The organism is Flavobacterium phragmitis, from assembly GCF_900112575.1.
Classification (GTDB): domain Bacteria; phylum Bacteroidota; class Bacteroidia; order Flavobacteriales; family Flavobacteriaceae; genus Flavobacterium; species Flavobacterium phragmitis.
The window spans coordinates 465,368-483,055 of the sequence record NZ_FOMH01000001.1; the positions used below are offsets into that span (position 1 = coordinate 465,368).

The 17,688-nt window shown below is 32.8% G+C and carries 17 protein-coding genes; 9 read left to right on the plus strand and 8 right to left on the minus strand.

What is annotated here, in order from left to right; genetic code table 11:
* Positions 1-345 precede the first annotated feature (345 nt).
* From BM289_RS02125 to BM289_RS02140, 4 genes are all read right to left on the minus strand, one after another.
* Positions 346-909, minus strand: a complete 564-nt coding sequence (locus tag BM289_RS02125; RefSeq protein WP_091490490.1) for an RNA polymerase sigma factor — start codon at positions 907-909, stop codon at positions 346-348.
* A 383-nt stretch (positions 910-1,292) separates the two neighbouring features.
* Positions 1,293-1,949: a hypothetical protein gene (locus tag BM289_RS02130; protein WP_008466087.1), complete on the minus strand. Its 657-nt coding sequence runs from the start codon at positions 1,947-1,949 to the stop codon at positions 1,293-1,295.
* A 116-nt stretch (positions 1,950-2,065) separates the two neighbouring features.
* Positions 2,066-2,437 carry a YraN family protein gene (locus BM289_RS02135; protein ID WP_091490492.1) on the minus strand — a complete coding sequence of 124 codons (372 nt, stop codon included), beginning with the start codon at positions 2,435-2,437 and terminating at the stop codon, positions 2,066-2,068.
* 154 nt (positions 2,438-2,591) lie between these two features.
* The gene (locus tag BM289_RS02140; protein ID WP_091490708.1) at positions 2,592-3,491 is read right to left on the minus strand and encodes a S66 peptidase family protein; all 900 of its coding nucleotides are present in this window, start codon (positions 3,489-3,491) and stop codon (positions 2,592-2,594) included.
* 226 nt (positions 3,492-3,717) lie between these two features.
* Between BM289_RS02140 and BM289_RS02145 the strand changes: the two genes are divergently transcribed.
* From BM289_RS02145 to BM289_RS02155, 3 genes are all read left to right on the plus strand, one after another.
* The gene (locus BM289_RS02145) at positions 3,718-4,818 is read left to right on the plus strand and encodes an endonuclease/exonuclease/phosphatase family protein (RefSeq protein WP_091490494.1); all 1,101 of its coding nucleotides are present in this window, start codon (positions 3,718-3,720) and stop codon (positions 4,816-4,818) included.
* Between the two features lie 117 nt (positions 4,819-4,935).
* On the plus strand, positions 4,936-5,475 hold the full coding sequence (locus BM289_RS02150; protein ID WP_091490496.1) for a 3-hydroxyanthranilate 3,4-dioxygenase: 540 nt from the start codon (positions 4,936-4,938) through the stop codon (positions 5,473-5,475).
* Between the two features lie 78 nt (positions 5,476-5,553).
* Positions 5,554-5,742 (plus strand): hypothetical protein, encoded by a 189-nt coding sequence (locus tag BM289_RS02155; protein WP_091490498.1) that lies wholly within the window; start codon positions 5,554-5,556, stop codon positions 5,740-5,742.
* Positions 5,743-5,769: 27 nt separating this feature from the next.
* Here BM289_RS02155 and BM289_RS02160 read toward each other — a convergent pair whose 3' ends face one another.
* Positions 5,770-6,726: an MBL fold metallo-hydrolase gene (locus BM289_RS02160; protein ID WP_091490499.1), complete on the minus strand. Its 957-nt coding sequence runs from the start codon at positions 6,724-6,726 to the stop codon at positions 5,770-5,772.
* A gap of 154 nt (positions 6,727-6,880) precedes the next feature.
* Between BM289_RS02160 and BM289_RS02165 the strand changes: the two genes are divergently transcribed.
* The 6 genes from BM289_RS02165 (at position 6,881) to BM289_RS02190 (ending at position 12,078) form a co-directional block, all read left to right on the plus strand.
* Complete coding sequence (locus tag BM289_RS02165; RefSeq protein WP_091490501.1) at positions 6,881-7,459, plus strand: hypothetical protein; 579 nt, start codon at positions 6,881-6,883, stop codon at positions 7,457-7,459.
* Positions 7,460-7,525: 66 nt separating this feature from the next.
* Positions 7,526-9,079, plus strand: coding sequence for an L-piperidine-6-carboxylate dehydrogenase (amaB, locus tag BM289_RS02170; protein WP_091490503.1), 1,554 nt, complete (start codon positions 7,526-7,528; stop codon positions 9,077-9,079).
* Positions 9,080-9,232: 153 nt separating this feature from the next.
* Positions 9,233-10,045: a leucine-rich repeat domain-containing protein gene (locus tag BM289_RS02175; RefSeq protein ID WP_091490504.1), complete on the plus strand. Its 813-nt coding sequence runs from the start codon at positions 9,233-9,235 to the stop codon at positions 10,043-10,045.
* A gap of 33 nt (positions 10,046-10,078) precedes the next feature.
* Positions 10,079-11,122, plus strand: a complete 1,044-nt coding sequence (locus BM289_RS02180; RefSeq protein WP_091490506.1) for a hypothetical protein — start codon at positions 10,079-10,081, stop codon at positions 11,120-11,122.
* Positions 11,123-11,129: 7 nt separating this feature from the next.
* Complete coding sequence (locus BM289_RS02185; RefSeq protein WP_091490507.1) at positions 11,130-11,693, plus strand: LemA family protein; 564 nt, start codon at positions 11,130-11,132, stop codon at positions 11,691-11,693.
* Complete coding sequence (locus BM289_RS02190) at positions 11,677-12,078, plus strand: hypothetical protein (RefSeq protein ID WP_091490509.1); 402 nt, start codon at positions 11,677-11,679, stop codon at positions 12,076-12,078. Before BM289_RS02185 ends, BM289_RS02190 begins: the two co-directional genes overlap by 17 nt.
* 63 nt (positions 12,079-12,141) lie before the next feature.
* Here the strand turns inward: BM289_RS02190 and BM289_RS02195 are convergent, their stop codons facing one another.
* From BM289_RS02195 to BM289_RS02205, 3 genes are all read right to left on the minus strand, one after another.
* A complete protein-coding gene (locus tag BM289_RS02195) occupies positions 12,142-14,886 on the minus strand; it encodes a pectate lyase family protein (protein ID WP_091490510.1) in 2,745 nt (914 codons plus the stop codon).
* A gap of 454 nt (positions 14,887-15,340) precedes the next feature.
* A complete protein-coding gene (locus BM289_RS02200; protein WP_091490511.1) occupies positions 15,341-16,111 on the minus strand; it encodes a Bax inhibitor-1/YccA family protein in 771 nt (256 codons plus the stop codon).
* A gap of 158 nt (positions 16,112-16,269) precedes the next feature.
* Positions 16,270-17,661 (minus strand): NADH-quinone oxidoreductase subunit N, encoded by a 1,392-nt coding sequence (locus BM289_RS02205; RefSeq protein ID WP_091490513.1) that lies wholly within the window; start codon positions 17,659-17,661, stop codon positions 16,270-16,272.
* Positions 17,662-17,688 lie beyond the last annotated feature (27 nt).

The window sequence follows — 17,688 nt, forward strand, 5'->3', positions numbered from 1 at the left end:
ATATAAAAATGATTTTTTGGGCGAGCCAGCATTATAAAAAGGGGCCAATCATCTTTGTCTTTATTCGCCCCTCTTTATAATGCTGTCGGGCTGTCCGCGCTACTTCGGTAGCTTGCTCCCATCCCTCTCGCAAATCGACGTTTTCAAGAGAACTTTTACCTATTCTTGTCATCCTGAGGAACGAAGGATCGCACTAGAAACTCCACATGCAAAATCGCCAATCTTTGTCGATTCCCGAGTGTGATCCTTCGTTCCTCAGGATGACAAGATGGAGTGGAGTTTAAAAATCAATCAAAAAAAAATCACTCCGAAGAGTGATTTTAATGGTCATTATTGTGGTTTTGGTTAGATAATTTCATCGTGAAGTTGAAAAAAACCGCGCATCGATTCGAGCGCTTTACTCATTTGATTCCGGACTGTATTTATCGATATTCCGAGTTCATTACTTATTTCTTCATAGCTCATTCCTTTTTTCCGCGACATCTTAAAAATCTGCCGTCGTTTAGGAGGAAGCTGTTTTATAGCCTGTTTTTGGAGTTTCTTACAATCGGCTTCGCGAATTGTGTAATCTCCGTATTCATGTGTTTTCTGACTTTCGTAGAAAACGGCTTCTTTCAATATAATTTCGTTTGCGGCTTTGTTCAAAACATTAAAAGCCTGGTTTCGTGCAATGGTAAAAATATAAGCCTTAAACGACTGTTCTATATTTAAACTTTCGCGGTTGAGCCAAACTTTCATAAAAACATCCTGAACATTCTCTTCTGCTGCCTCTTTTGATTTTAGAAGACTGATACTGTAACCATAAATATCTTGGTGGTATAGATCAAAAAGTTGGCGAAAAGCTTTTTCGTTGCCGTTTTTGAGTTCACTTACCAATAATTTTTCACTATGGTTGACAGCTTCTAACAATTTAATCTCGTTTATTTAATTCTAATGGTATTAAACTATCAAAATGCGAGGTCTGATGTCTGACTTCTTCGCAAATATATAAAAATATTATTCGCAACAAATTATATATAAAAAAACTTATTTCGGATTTTTTGTTAGTTTTTTAGAGAAAGATGTAAAATGTCGTGTAAAGTGGCTTTATTACAAGTAAGTGTCATATTGACGCTTTTGTAAAACAAAGTTTATTTCAGAATTTGACTTTTGAGAATATTCTTATTTGAGAAAAATGAAATTTGGGAGGAAGTACTGTATTTACTCAAAAAAAATCCTTTCATCTTTCATTAAAAAGATAAAAGGATTGTATGAAGAGGAATCAAAATGGATTCTCTAATAGGAATTCTGAACTAGTTTTTCAAGTCTTTGATAACTTTAAAAGCAACATCAACCTGATCTTCTCCAACAAGAATTGTAAACTCGTTTGAAGTCGAAATTACTTCATTAATAATAATTCCTTCCCAGGCCAAACGCTGGAAAATGAAGTAATAAATACCAGGAACTACGATATTTTCTTTTGGCAACTTTACCGTAATGGAAGCCAAATTATCTAATTTCTGAATTAGTTTTTCTCTCATAAAGTGTTTTTCAACTAAATGATTAACACTGCTGCTGACCACGATGTTGGTTTCGTTTACACCACGAGATGAGGTATAAAAAATATCAGATAAAGCATTAATATCAGAAATTAAATCTGCCTGTTTGTTTAAAACAGTTTCAGAAGCAGCAAAAGTGTAATCTGTAAGCTCAGATCGAACTGTAATCTCGCCAATATTTTTAATTACTTTATTGATTTTGTGGTTCAATTTAAAATCCAGTTCTTCTGTAAGTCGTTTTAAAGACATTACTACAGCGCCTTGTTTTACTTCTTTACCAAACTCGCTTTCTAATTCGGTCATAATATTTCGCGAAAGTGATGTCAGGTTAATAATTCCGAGCGAGAGGGCATTCAATAAAAATGGTTTTGTTTTAATGTAGTTTTCTACAATAGAAGAAACAGTTTTCATAATCTTTTTTTTTTTTTGTATTCGGTTGGTTGTTAATTTAACATTGCGATGTTATAAATCTCTGCAAATATAAATAAAAAAACAAATTGTTACAATTATAACAATAAAAAATTATGTTAAAAGTGATAAAAAGCGTCGGTAAGATGTTCAATTGCAAATGATTCGCCCTTTTTATGGATTGCAATGATGTCAAAACGGACTTCTAAATCTTCAGGAAAATCCTTTTCCCTATCGTTTATGTAGGCATTTACTGCTTTAATGAGTAATTGAATTTTTTTGGACTTCACAAAATCCTGTGGGGCACCAAAATCTAAACTCGAACGAGTCTTAACTTCTACAATTGCTAAAACAGCATCTTTTTGAGCAATTATATCTATTTCGGCTTTCTGAATAACAAAGTTTCGCTCTAGAATGGCATATCCATTTTCTTCTAGATGCGCCGCAGCAAGATCTTCTCCTAATTTTCCAAGTTCATTATGTTTTGCCATTATTTTTTTGTTACGAGTTTAAAGTTTCAAGGTGGAGGTTTTTTTGCACGCAAAGACGCGAAGTCGCAAAGTTTATTTAAATCTTTGCGACTTCGCGTCTTTGCGAGATTTTATGTGGTATTTTAAGCTCCTTAAATTAAGGATTTTTGCAATATTACTTTTTAAATGTCAATGTGCTTCCTGTTGCTGTAACTTCCATTGTAACTATATTTCCCATAACTAAAGCTCTGTTGTCTCTAATATGTCCTGCCGGGAAATTGAAAATTACGGGAATGTTATATTTTTTGGTCACATCGTCAATAATTTCAAGTGCATTTTTACCCCAAGGCACTTCATTGTCTTTCATGCTGGTCATACCGCCAATAATAATTCCTTTTAAGTTTTCGATGCATCCATTTCGTCTTAAATTCATCATCATACGGTCAATATGATAAAGATATTCATCCAAATCTTCAATAAATAAAATTTTATCCCTGCAGTCAATTGCAGAAGGAGATCCTAATAAGCTATATAAAATAGATAAATTACCGCCCACTAATTCTCCAGTTGCGCTTCCCAAACGATTCATTGGAGTTGGGCTAATAGAATACGAAATAGGCTCACCAAACAAACTTGCTTTTAAGGAACTCACAGCATCTGGAGTTGCTCTTGGAACGGTTACCGGCATAACTCCGTGAATAGATTTGTAGCCCATTGTATTTAAATGGTTGTGCAGAACCGTAACGTCGCTAAAACCAATAACCCATTTTGGATGCTGTTTGAATTTGGTAAAATCTAATAAATCCAGCATTCTAACCGTTCCGTATCCTCCTCGCACGCACCAAATCGCTTTAATATTTGGATTGTCCATTTGCTTTTGAAAATCGGCAGCTCTTTGTTCATCTGTTCCTGCCAACTGATGATAATCTAAACCAATGGTACTTCCAACAACGGCTTCTAAGCCCCAGCTGTGCAATAAATCTATAGTTGGTTTTAAGTTATCGTCGATATTTTTTCTAGCTGTTGCTAAAAGTGCGACAGTATCTCCTTTTTGTAAATAAGGTGGTGTTATCATGTTTTGTTGAGATTGACAAGTGAATGATTGAAAAGCAAAAATAAGAAATGCAGCTCTATAAAGGATAAAGTGTTTTTTATTGAACAAAAGGGTTTTCATTTTCATAATTTATCTGCTTTTTCATTTGTGTAGAAAACAAATATAGAAATTTTAGAATTTAAATTCATTTGAATTTTCTTACAATTAAATAATATGCTTAAATTGAACTTTTTAAAAAGTTAAATTTATGAAGTTTATTAGAATTAGTTTTTACATAATTGTACTTGGAATATTTCAGGGTTATTCGCAACCTAAAAAATACAAAATACATACCGTTGCATTTTACAATTTTGAGAATTTATATGACACTGTAGATGATGATTTTACAAATGATGATGAATGGACTCCAAATGGCACACAGCATTGGACAAAACAAAAATATGAGCAAAAGTTGAAAAACTTAGCAAGAGTAATTTCTGAAATTGGAACACCAGAAAATTCAAATGCCCCAGTTTTACTAGGATGTGCTGAAGTAGAAAATAGAGATGTTTTAGAGGACTTAATCAAAGAACCAAAATTACAGCAATTCGATTTCGGAATCATTCATTTTGATTCGCCCGATAAACGAGGAATTGATGTGGCTTTGCTTTATCAGAAAAAATATTTTCGCCCGACTTCTTTTTCTAATATTCCATTAATCATTTACAAAAAGAATAGTCTCAAAAAAGAAGAACAATCAGAAATTGAAGATGATGAGCTTGAAATTAAAAAAGAAAATAACAATCGTGTTTTTACAAGAGATCAGCTGTTGGTTTCGGGGTTTTTAGAAAATGAAGAAATACATATAATAGTCAATCACTGGCCATCAAGATCTGGAGGTGAAAAAGCCACAACTTTATTTCGAGAAGCCGCAGGAAAGTTGAACCGAAAAATTATCGATTCTTTACAGCAGATAAACCCACAAGCAAAAGTGATGACCATGGGAGATTTTAATGACGGACCAATTAATAATAGTATAAAAACAGCTTTGGGAGCAAAAGGAAAGAAGTCAGAAGTTTTAGAATTTGGTGTTTTTAATCCGTTTGAAGAATTAGTAAATAAAGGACTAGGTACAATTGCTTTTCGGGATTCCTGGAATATTTTTGATCAAATTATGATGACAGCATCTTTAACTAAATCAGATTTTGCAACTTTTAGTTTTTGGAAAGCAGGGATTTTCACCAGACCTTATCTTATTCAGAATTCGGGACAGTATAAAGGTTATCCGTTGCGAAATACATTAACAGAAGCAGGTTTTAGTGATCATTTTCCGGTTTATATATATTTGATAAAAGAAATTCGACAGTAGAGACGCACCGCAGTGCGTCTAACCTTTTTTTGAAATGAAATTAGAAACCTAAAGACGCACTGCGGTGCGTCTCTACAATTTCACTACCTTAGCTTTTCACAATTTAGAATTAAAAAAATGGCTATAGCAAAACCTTTCAACTTAACTAAATGGATTGACGAAAACCGTCATTTATTAAAACCGCCAGTTGGAAATAAAAATCTTTACGTAGATTCTGGCGATTATATCGTAATGATTGTGGCGGGACCAAATGCAAGAAAAGATTATCATTATAACGAAACAGAAGAACTTTTTTACCAATTAGAAGGCAGTATAAAAGTAGTAATTCAGGAAGATGGAGAACGAAAGGAAATGGAGTTAAATGCAGGCGATATGTATTTACATCCGGCAAAAGTTCCTCATTCTCCCGTTCGTTCTGCAGGTTCTATCGGATTGGTAATTGAACGTAAACGAGCTGGACAAGGTTTTACCGATGGTTTGCTTTGGCATTGTGACAATTGCAATCATAAACTTTATGAAGTGTATTTTGAACTACACAATATCGAGAAAGATTTCTTACCTCATTTTGAACATTTTTATAATTCAGAAGAATTGAGAACCTGCGAAAAATGTGGAACAGTAATGGAAACTGATCCAAGATTTGTGGCTAAGAAATAAATTGAATTTAATTTTAGATATCAAACCCGACAGGTTTTTAAAACCTGTCGGGTTTATTATCACAATAATATATGCAGAATGGATATTAAAAAGAATGATGAGATTTTAAAAGCTCAATTAAATGATGAAGAAAAATTTATTTTAGAATTAAAAGCTGATATTAGACAGGGTAAAGAAGACCTTCGGACAGGTAATTTCATTACACATGAAGAAATGCTTGCTAAATTAGAGAAAAGAGGATTGATTGAGAAAAGAAGAAAATCATAATCCTTAAAATCTGTCGCTAAATAAAAACTACAACACAAACTTTTTCCCCTGTTCAGGATAAATAAGCTTCAGTCCTAAATCGTTTTGATTTTTTAACTGCTCTTTAATTTTGGCAATATTTTTTGCAGGAGGTTTTAAATGTGTAATGATAATTTTGAAATTATTCAATGAACCTTTTCCTGCCATTTCTTCTAAAACATGAAGTTCTTTCAATAAATAGTTAGGAGTTAAATGACCAAATAAAAATTTATCTGGCTGTTCGTTAGGAAAAGAAACTTCGATAAAAATACCTTTCAATTGTTTGTTTTGAACTAAAGGAGCAACTGCCGTCCATAATGTTTTTAACTTATCGCTTTTTTCGACTGCATCTGGGCCAGTGTCACCTAAATATAAAACATATTCATTCTCGTTTTTAACTAAAAAAGCAGTGCTTTCAAATGGATTTACGTGGCTTAACGGAAAAGCCTTAACCGTCATTTTAGTATTTGAAATTGGCGTTTCTTCACCAATATTTAGAGTTTGAAAGTGATATTTTTTCAATGGAAAACCAGGGCCTTTGTCTCCAAAATTTGCCCAGGTCTGATCATTAAAATAATGATTTTCCATCATTTCCATACATTTCTCTGTTGCATAAACCGTTTTAGAAGAATCAGCAGGAGAATTGATGATTAAACCAGAGACATGATCTAAGTGGGCATGTGATATTAAATAACCTTTTATGTATTTTTTTAAAACCGTACTGGTCGAAACTTTAAAAGTTTTCTTTTCGATGGCTTTTTCAATTCCGGCATTTATAGTTCCGGCATCGAGACAGATATAATCGTTTGTGTTAATTGGAGCAAGCAAATAAGCTGAAAGGTTTTTTTCGTCAATTCCGCCTTTTATTCCTAAAGGAACTACCTGAAAAGAAGATTTTTCTTTTTGAGAAAAAACATTCGATGAAATTAAAAGGAAACAAAGAAAAAAACGGCTGAAATTATTCATAATCTAAAAAATTGGTGTTGCAAATTTCATCAATAAAATAGAAAGAAAGCACTCAATTATGGAAAAAATCATTGTAATTAATCATAAATTTACATTTATCTAAAAATATTAAATCATGATTAGAAACATAGTTTTTGTATTGTTTTTTATTTTAATGTCTTCAAAAGTATATTGCTGTGATTGCTCTGGAAAACCATCAATAGAGAAAAATTGGGAACTAGCTAGCGAGGTTTTTGTTGGGGAAATAGTAAAAATAGATAGCTTGTTATATGGAAGTTATGGACAAAAGGTCTATGTGTTTTCAGTAAAAATAAAAAAGTCATATAAAGGGAATTTTTTTCCTGGTTATGAATTTAGAGATTTGTTGGCTACTGATTCTGGGTCTTGCGACTTCTTTTTTGACATCGGAAAAGAATATCTGATTTATGCTAAGAATAATAGTTATGCTTTGTATAGCTCGATTTGCTCGAGAACTGATTTATTAAAAAATATCGATTCAACAGAATTAGTTTTGTTAGATAAATTGAACAAGGATTTTTTGAATGATAAAAAAGTTAAAATTTCAAGATTTCAAGATAATATTGAATATCAAATCGAATTAGTAAAAAATTCTTTTGAGGAAAAATTGAAGAGAAAAGAAATTATTATTTATGGTTTGTCTACATTGAGTTTTATTCTCTTTTTGATCATTTTGCTTTTAGGAAGCAAGAAAGCTTTTAAAAGGAATATTTAATTGAAATTCAATTTGAAATAATATCTTTACATTAATAATATAACAATTTTAACTAAAAAAGTTACAATGACAACAATAGCATCGCAATTTGGAATGAAGGAAGCTCTGGAAAAATTGGGCATTAAAACCCTAAATGAAGGAACATCGACGGGAATAAATAATTTTTCATCAGGAGAGATTTTAGAAAGTTATTCACCAGTTGATGGAAAATTAATTGCTTCGGTAAAAATGTCAACATCTGATGATTACGAAAAAGTAATTCAGACGGCAGCAGAAGCTTTTAAAACGTTTAGACTAATTCCTGCACCGCAACGTGGTGAGATTGTTCGTCAGTTTGGAGAAAAATTGAGACAAAATAAAGAAGCCCTTGGTAAATTGGTTTCTTACGAAATGGGAAAATCATTGCAGGAAGGCTTTGGAGAAGTTCAGGAAATGATCGATATCTGCGATTTTGCCGTTGGTTTATCTCGTCAGCTTCATGGATTAACCATGCATTCTGAAAGACCAGGACACAGAATGTACGAACAATATCATCCCCTTGGAATTGTAGGAATTATTTCGGCGTTTAATTTCCCGGTTGCAGTTTGGTCATGGAATACGGCGCTGGCATGGATTTCTGGAGATGTCTGTGTTTGGAAACCTTCAGAAAAGACACCGTTATGCGGTATTGCCTGTCAAAATATAATTGCTCAGGTTATTAAAGAAAATAATCTGCCAGAGGGAATTTCCTGTTTGATAAACGGTGATTACAAAATAGGAGAATTAATGACAGCGGATACTCGCATTCCGCTTGTTTCGGCAACAGGTTCTACCAGAATGGGAAAAATTGTAGCCCAAAAAGTGGCGGGCAGATTAGGAAAATCATTATTAGAATTAGGAGGAAATAATGCGATTATCGTGACGCCAGATGCTGATATAAAAATGACGGTTATTGGAGCTGTTTTTGGAGCAGTTGGAACAGCCGGCCAGCGTTGTACATCAACAAGAAGATTGATCATTCACGAAAGTATTTATGATAAAGTAAAAGATGCATTAGTTGCCGCTTACAAACAATTACGAATTGGAAATCCGCTTGACGAAAACAATCATGTTGGACCACTGATTGATGTTCATGCTGTAGAAATGTATGCATCAGCCTTAAATAAAGTAGTGGCCGAAGGTGGAAAAATTTTGGTCGAAGGAGGAGTACTTTCAGGAGAAGGTTACGAAAGTGGCTGTTACGTAAAACCAGCAATTGCAGAAGCAGAAAATTCATTTGAAATTGTACAACACGAAACTTTTGCTCCAGTTTTATATTTGATTAAATATTCTGGAGAAGTGGATAATGCAATCGAAATTCAAAATGGTGTTGCGCAAGGTTTATCATCGGCAATTATGACTAATAATTTAAGAGAAGCCGAAAGATTTTTATCTGTAACAGGTTCTGATTGTGGCATTGCAAACGTAAATATTGGAACTTCGGGAGCAGAAATTGGCGGTGCTTTTGGAGGTGAAAAAGAAACTGGCGGAGGACGCGAATCAGGTTCTGATGCCTGGAAAATCTATATGAGACGTCAGACTAATACAATAAATTATACGACAAATCTTCCGTTGGCCCAAGGAATTAAATTTGACTTGTAAAACGAAGTAAGAAAATAAATAAAAACCGCTTTTTTCATTAATTGAAGAAGCGGTTTTTTTAATGCCGAAATTTGTAGTATTTTTATTTTAATTTGTATTCGCCTTTATTGCCGCGACATCATTTATTGATGTTTAATTTATAAGAAAATAAAAATGACTTTGATTTTTTTGGCTGGACTTACTCCTTTTGGATATGCATTTATTGGTGTTATTCTGTTATCTTTTTTATTGGCCTATTTATGGCTGAAATCATCCCATACAAAACAAAAGGCAGGTTGTTTGTCTGTTGGTTTTACAGCACTGTTAATTGGATTTGTTTTAATGTTTCCTGTTTTATTTTCGTTTGCCATTATCCAGAACGGGAGTGAAATTGGAATAATAGGAGTTGCTGTTTTTTGGGTTTTAGTTTTGGGTTTAATGGTGTACTTTTTAACTGCAAAGAATACCACCGCGGTAAAAAAAGTTATCTTTTCTATTCTGAAATATTGTCTTTATTTAATAGTTTTTGGACTGTTTCTTACACTTGTTCTTGGAATGGCTTATTACATTTACGTTCGTCTTTTTACAACAGAAAAAAGGGATGATCCAATTTGGACAGCGTTTTTGTGTATCTTTTTTTTAGCGTCTTTGATCTTAGCGGGATTTGGTCTTTTAAACAGAAATAAAGAAGAGAAGAAAAAAGAAAAAACAACTTTTTACAGTTTAGATCAAGCAAAATTAAAATCAGAACTGGTAATCGAACTGGACTTGTCTAAACAACAATTGAAAACATTTCCAGAAGAGATTCTACATTTTAAAAATTTAAAGTTTCTGATTTTAAGTCATAATGAAATTAGCGATATTCCAAACGAAATCAATAAATTACAGAAGCTTGTAGGTTTGGATTTGAGTAACAATCCTATTTCAGATTTGGAAAGGAGCAGGATTAGAAAATTACTGTCTAAAGAAGTCGAAATTGTATTTTAAGCCTTAAAAAGTATAACTATTTGCCCTTTTATTATGAATGATTTTTTTGAATTTTTAACTCAAAATAGAGTAGATGCTGCGGAGGTTATTTTTTTAATGCTTTTTAGTTTAGGAATTGCCTTATTTCAGACTTTAATCTTTTCAGGACTTTTTAATTTGAAATTTCCTAATTGGCTTTTTTTTGTTTTATCTCCAGCTATTGTTGGGATTAGTTTTTTAATAGATGCTACTTTTCCTTTGGCTGCCGTATTGTTCTTATTTATTTCTCTTTTCTTTTTTGCGATTATTGGAATGATTTACGCAGGAATTCAGAGCAGTAAAGAGGAAAAAATAGAACGAGAAAAATTTAATAAAAAACATAATATTCCTAAAACAACATTTGGTCAAAAGGTTCTGGGAGTTTTGATTATAGCAGGTCTTTTTGGAACTTTTATTTTATTGGCCGAGACCGAAAATTTAAAACTTCTTTTTTTAATTATTCCAGGTTTTATTATTCTAAAGAATATCTTTTTTCCCAGTAATAAAAGCAAATTTATGCGTCTGCAATCCATTCTTCCCACTTCAAAAATGGATTCAATTGCAATGGGAATGGTGGAAGTTGAAGGAGATCTTGAAGAAATTGAGCCCATTATTTCTCCTTATTTTAATAAACCTTGTATTGGATATTATTATAAAATAGAAAAAGAAAGCAAACCTGATGATGATGGCAGAACGACCTATTCGACTATTTTTAGTGAAGTTAAAACAGGCAAATTTAAAATTAAAGACGAAACAGGTTCTGTCACTGTTGATGGCGAAGGAATGGAGTACTTTTTTGATAGAGTTGACAATCAGCAAGGAGGTAAGACCAGATATTCTGAAACGTATCTAAGACATAACGATTACATGTTTCTGATAGGTTATGCCGCTTCAGATAATGGAAAAACAATTATAAAAAAGGGAGATTCAGATAATGTATTTGGGATTGCAATTCCAAGAAGTATTTCATTTAGAAATAAATACAAACCCTTGTTAGATTCCTTTTTAATAACCTTATTTTTTATTTCGCTTCTAATTATTTATATCATTTTAAACTAAAACAACTATGACTGTTCAAAATATTGCTTTAATTGCTGGAATAATTCTGCTTTTCGTGTTCTTTAACTTTTTTATCAGAATTTATAACAAGCTGGTTATGCTTAAAAATAATTATGAAAAAGCGTTTAGGAATATTGATGTGATTCTTATGCAAAGAGCAGAAGAAGTTCCAGAGTTGGTAAAAGTGGCTTCCAAATTTATGGAACATGAGACTGAATTATTAACGAATTTAACTAAATTAAGAACCGATTTTCTGAACTCCAAATCAGTTGGAGAGAAAATTGAAAATGCAAATGAGTTTTCAAAAACGATGAAAAACCTATTTGCTGTTTCTGAAAATTATCCAACACTAGCATCAAACAGTAATTTTTTGGAACTACAGAAAAGAGTGTCTCAGATGGAAGATAAAATTGCCGATAGAAGAGAGTTTTTTAATGATAGTATCAATCTGTATAATGTGGGAATTGAAGAGTTTCCTAACTTTATTTTAGCCAAAATTATGGGGTATAAATCCCAAAGTTTATTTGATGTAACACCAGAACAAAAGAAGTACGATGGAATTCAATTTTAATACCTTTTTTGGATACGAAGAACAGATAAACAATCAGCCTGATATCGTTATGATTTATAGTTTCGCAGGTATAGTTTTTGGAATAATGGCATTGCTTTTTTTAGCAATTATCATTAGAAAAATTGGACTTAATAGTATAAACAGTTTTATCATAAATCCGTTAATGCTGGCATTAGGACTGACATTTATAGTATCGATTCTGCCAACAGTCATTTTTTACGTAGCTACATCAGATATTTCTTTTGTAAAGATTGTTTACAGCTGGATTGTAATTTTTATTGGGATGTTATTTTTCGTTGGGATTAATCTAGAAACGATTAAAAAATGTTTGAATGAATTTGGAAAAATAACGGAACAACAAGAGTTTCGAAATCGAAAAAGATAGAAATTAAATGCAAAAAGGTTTCCAAATCAGGAAACCTTTTACGATTATAAAATGTTCAAATGTTTATTTTTTAATAATAGTTTGATTGATTGAACCTTCGGTTGTTGAAATTTTAGCAAAATAACTTCCTGATGCCAAATTACTCATATCGATATTTTCATTTCCTTTTGGAACAGTTTTTACAAGGATTCCGTTCACATTATAAATTAATATATTTTCCACTTTCTGTGTTGGATCTGATACGTATAGAATGTTTGTAACCGGATTTGGATATAAATATATTTTTGTGTCGGTGGCTAATTCTGGCTGTGCCATTTTTAATGTTCCAGTATTGTAAACCGTGCTCATATAAAATAAGTTTGAAGTATCTTTTTTGGTTATAGTATGACTTCCCGCTGTTAATGATACTGTTACAATTCCGTTTGTTGCTACTTTATCTACATTATCTACTTTAATAGTTGCGGCCGCTTCTACAAAGACTAAAGTTAAAGTACTTGCTTGAGTAGTTGTAAACGAAATGTTGGTAGAAGATTCGATTTTTAAACATTGCGTTAACGTTAAACCATTATAGGTAACAGTTCCTTTTGTTGTAGAAAGGTTTCCTGTTATAGTGTAGAAATCGCTGTCTTTTCCAGATACAGTAAAATTATGTATTTCATCTCCAGAAGGATTACTAGTTGTAACTGTTATAGTCCCGGAAGCTGTTGCGGCGGTTCCTGTTCCTGTAGTTGTTACTGTATACGATACATTTGCAGTTGGTGTTCCTGTAATCGTAATGGTTTTGGCAGAGCTGTTTTTTGTAAAGCTGATACCTGAAGCAGGTAATCCAGTTACAGTTACATCTGTTGCAGTTCCTCCCCAAGTAAATACAATTGAGCTTATTGCAGTGCCACTGGCAACAGTCTGGCTGTTATTGTTTGTAGATGTTAAAGTCTGAGTTCCTGCAGCGTTAACCGTAATCGTTCCTGATCCAGTTGCTGGATTCCCTGCTGAACCTGTTGTCGCGATTGAATAAGTTACTGTAGTGGTTGGATTTCCAGTAATCGTGATTGTTTTTGCTGTAACATTTTTTACGAATGATAATCCAGAAGCAGGTAAACCAGTTACAGTCGCGTCAGTCGCATCACCTCCCCATGTAAAGACGATAGTTTCAATCGCTGTTCCGCTAGTTACGGTTTGATTGGTGTTTGAAGTTGAAGTCAAAGTTTGATTTCCACTCGTTCCGCCTTGTACAGCAACTAAACCAGTCTGATAAGAGTTTAATGCATCTCTTAAACCAATATTTACACCGTCGGCAGTATCATCAACGGCATTGTTGAATGTCCATTGAAAATCACCTCCTGAAACACGTCCTGCATATTGCATAACAGTAGTTCTGGCATTTTCTGGTGTTTCAGGTGTGTAAGCATACATGACACTTGAATTGGTATCGAAATTATTATAAGTTTTAGCTCCTTTTTTTGATTTAATACTGCTGCTGATGGTTTCATTTCTAGTCGCTGCAACATATGCATCAAATTCTACGGGATATGTTGTAGCATTGTATCCAACAAAACGAGTTTGCCCACTCATAGTGTTGTTAAATGCTTTAATTGTGCCACCATCTTCACTTGAAAAAGTTCCTCCAGTACCATAAAAAATATCTGTTCCCTGCATAGAAGTCAGCATAGGGTATTTACAATTTCTGAAGAAATTAGCTTCAACAAAAACAGAAGAACCTAAAGTTGACCCAACACCATATTTAGAATTTCCATCATAATAATTATTATAAACGTGAGCAGAATAATAACGGATTCTTGGATGACGAGAATCAGAATGATCATACCAGTTGTGGTGATAGGTTATGTATAAACCTTCTGTAGTTCCTTCGCTTAAGCCTAATAAATTGCTTTTTCCATTATCCCAAAAATGGTTGTATGAAAAGGTTACATAAGTCGATTTTTTGCAATCCAAAGCTCCGTCACCTTTTATTTGATCTGCGTCGCCACCAGGTTTTCCATAAAAGAAATCACAATTATGTACCCAGACATAATCGTTGTCTTGCTGTAAACCAATGTTATCACCTTCACCGCTATCCACATTCATAATTCCAATATTTCGAATTTCTATGTTTGAAGCATTTTTGACTCTGATTCCCCAGCCATCTGCTGTAGCATCGTTTCCAATTCCTTCCAGAGTGATGTAGCTAGCCGCATTATTGTTGTTTTCAATAACTAAATCACCATTCATCATATAAGTTAAATCAGTGATTTGACCAATCATACGAATGATTAAAGGTCTTGTGTCTTTCCCTTTTTTATATCCGTCCAGAATCGTTTGAAGTCCAACACACGGATTAACTGATGCTCCTGTTACATTTAGTGAAATTGTGTTTTTGGTCTGTTGTGTGATGTAAAGGATTACTGCATTGCTTTTTGGAGTTCCGTCTGCATTATAAGCACCAGGAACTCTGGAGTTTGAAAATGCAAATCCGGATCTGTCATGAGCTTTAACGGTTAATGAAGTGGTTGTGGTTCCAGTTCCTTCAACACCAGAAATAACCGGTTTGATTTTTACCGTGTAAGATCCGGCTTTTAATCCTGGAATGTCGGCTCTAAAAAAAGTTCCGTAGCTTCTGATAAGCTCATTATCAATCTTTTGATCTACAAGTCCTCCACCTGTATAATATACATTGTAAGTTTGGGCATTGCTCACGGGCTGCCATTTCACGAAGACGGATTCGAGCCAGCCGCTTGCTTCTGTGATTTGTTGTGACCATGTTTGGAGGGTAATTAAAAAGAAGGTCATAAAAAGTAGATTTTTTTTCATAATTGCGTGGTTTAAATTTGTTAATAAGTAAGTGGTTTTACTATCGATAATTAGTGGTTTAATTGTAATCGATTACACTAAATTATATATTAATTTTTAATTATATAATTTTTTATATGTTAAAAAGAGAATAATTAAAATATTTTTATTTTTAAATGATAAAAATGTAATTAATTGCATGAATTGTAATTAATTACATATTAACTTGATTTGAAGAGACTCGGATTTTATTGGTCTTTTGAGAAGTTCTTTTCTAAAGGTGTAAAATTTTAATAAAAATGTATTTTTTTAAATGCAATAAATTACATTTTACATATTTGTAAGAAATTAGCTTTTTTGTTTTGATTTCATCTGAGAATATCTAAAAAAAATACTTCAAAGGGAATAATGGAAAATAAAAAAAGCCTTTTTGATTTTACTCAAAAAGGCTTCAATATTATTAAAAGAAACTTTATTAGTCTTTACTAGATAGTTTTGAAAGTAATCTTAGGAATTCAATGTACAACCAAACCAATGTAATCATTAATCCCATTGCGCCATACCATTCCATAAATTTTGGCATTCTTTCTTTCGCACCTTTTTCAATTAAATCAAAATCTAAGAAAAGGTTTAGAGCTGCTATGATGATAACAAAAACGCTGATACCAATACTCATCATCGAATTTCCGTAATGAACAGGTGTCCAACTTGAGAACATTGATATAACCCAAGAAATTAAATAATAAGTTGCAATAGCCAATGTTGCTGCCACAACTACAGATTTAAATTGTTCTGTAACTTTGACGATTTTGAATTTGTATAAACCAAGGCATACTAAGAAAGTAACCAAAGTTGCTCCAACGGCATTAATTACAATACCTGGAAATCTTAATTCGAATATGGCAGAAATTCCTCCAATAAACAAACCTTCAAATAATGCATATCCTGGAGCTAGGTAAGGAGATGCTTGAGGTCTAAAAGAAGAAATTAAGACCAAAACAAAGCCAACAATTGCTCCACCGATAGTTGGAAGCATCGGATTCATTCCATTAAATGCCATCCACCAAGTAACCATAGAGGCACCGCATAAGATTAAAAACAGGATTGCTGTTTTATTAATTGTTCCAGACACGGTCATTTCTTGATTGTAATCAATAATCTGAGCTTGGTGTACTTCAGTTCTTGGTTCAGCATCAGACGAAAAACGCTTGCTGTTTAAAAATGGATTTTTTGAATTAAAGTTCATAATTTATACATTTAATTGAACTCAAAGATATGGAGTTTTTTTGAAGTGCAATTGAATGGACGGAATTTTTAACATGAATTTCTCTTCTTTATTTGTCATAAAAAAATCCATCAAAATGGAGTTTGATGGATTTCTTTATATGATAGTATGTCTTTATCTTATTGCAATAAATCTAAAACTAATGAAGGGAATAGACCTAAAATAATGTTTAATGCAATTGATACTACTGCTGCAGCATAAATAAGGAATGGTCTTCCTGTTCTTTCCTGATTAGGCTCTTTAGAATACATCGCAATGATTAATTTGAAATAGTAACCCACACTGATAATAGAGTTAATTACTGCCACAATTACTAAACCAATATATCCTGCTTGAATAGTCTGATTGAATAAAAACAATTTAGCAAAGAATCCAGAGAAAATTGGAATTCCGGCCATAGACAATAAAGAAGCTGTTAGGATAGCCGCTAATAAAGGATTTGTTTTTCCTAATCCGTGGAAGTTAGTAATGTCTTCATTGTCTTGATCTCTGCATACATATAAAATAACACTGAAAGCAGCGATTCCTGACAAAGCATAAGCAGCAGTATAATATAATAAAACACCAGCTGAAGCAGAAACAGTCAATAATGTCATTAACATGAAACCGGCATGAGAGATTCCTGAGAAAGCAAGCATACGTTTTACGTTTACTTGTCTTAATGCCATAATATTACCAACAGACATTGAAGCGATAGAGATAATAACTACAATAACTTCAAACGTATGTAAAAGATCTTGGTTTTCTAAAGAAGAAATCACATTCATTCCAGAAATCAACTTAAATAGAGTTGCAATTGCTACTACTTTTGCCAATGTACTCATTAAAGCAGTGGTTAACGCGGGAGAACCTTCGTAAACGTCTGGAGCCCAAAAGTGGAAAGGAACGGCAGCAACTTTAAATAACATTCCAATAATCATTAAAATCAGTCCAATTGGGAACCAAATTGGTAATTCTGCAGATAATGCACTTTCGTGAATTTCGCTGATATCAAAACTTCCCATTGCTCCATAGATCAAACAGATTCCGAATAAGATAATACCAGAAGCGAAAGATCCCATTAAGAAATATTTCATACCTGCTTCGTTGCTTTTAATGTTCAAACGGTCACTTGCAGCGAGAACATATAAAGCGATAGATAAGATTTCGATTCCTAAAAAGAACATAGCTAAGTTTCCAAAAGAAACCATAGCAACAGCTCCAGCCAATAAGAATACCTTAATGGCAACGTAATCTGAAATTTTTGTTGGGTGATTTTGGTAAAAATTATGACTTAACGCTACAAGGAAAATGGTCAAAACGATAAACAATGATGAAAAAGCTGTAGAAAACTTTGACACCGCAACCATGTTGTTGTAATAACTTTGTTCCGTTCCAAATTCATAGAAATTAAGTGCCAATACACCTATTAAACCCAAAATGGTAATAGGAATGATGGCCTTTCTTAAATTAAGAATTTCAAACAATAGGCAGAAAATACCCAATCCTGTTATAGCTATTAATGTATTCATTTTTGTCTTTTTGAGTTAGGATTACAA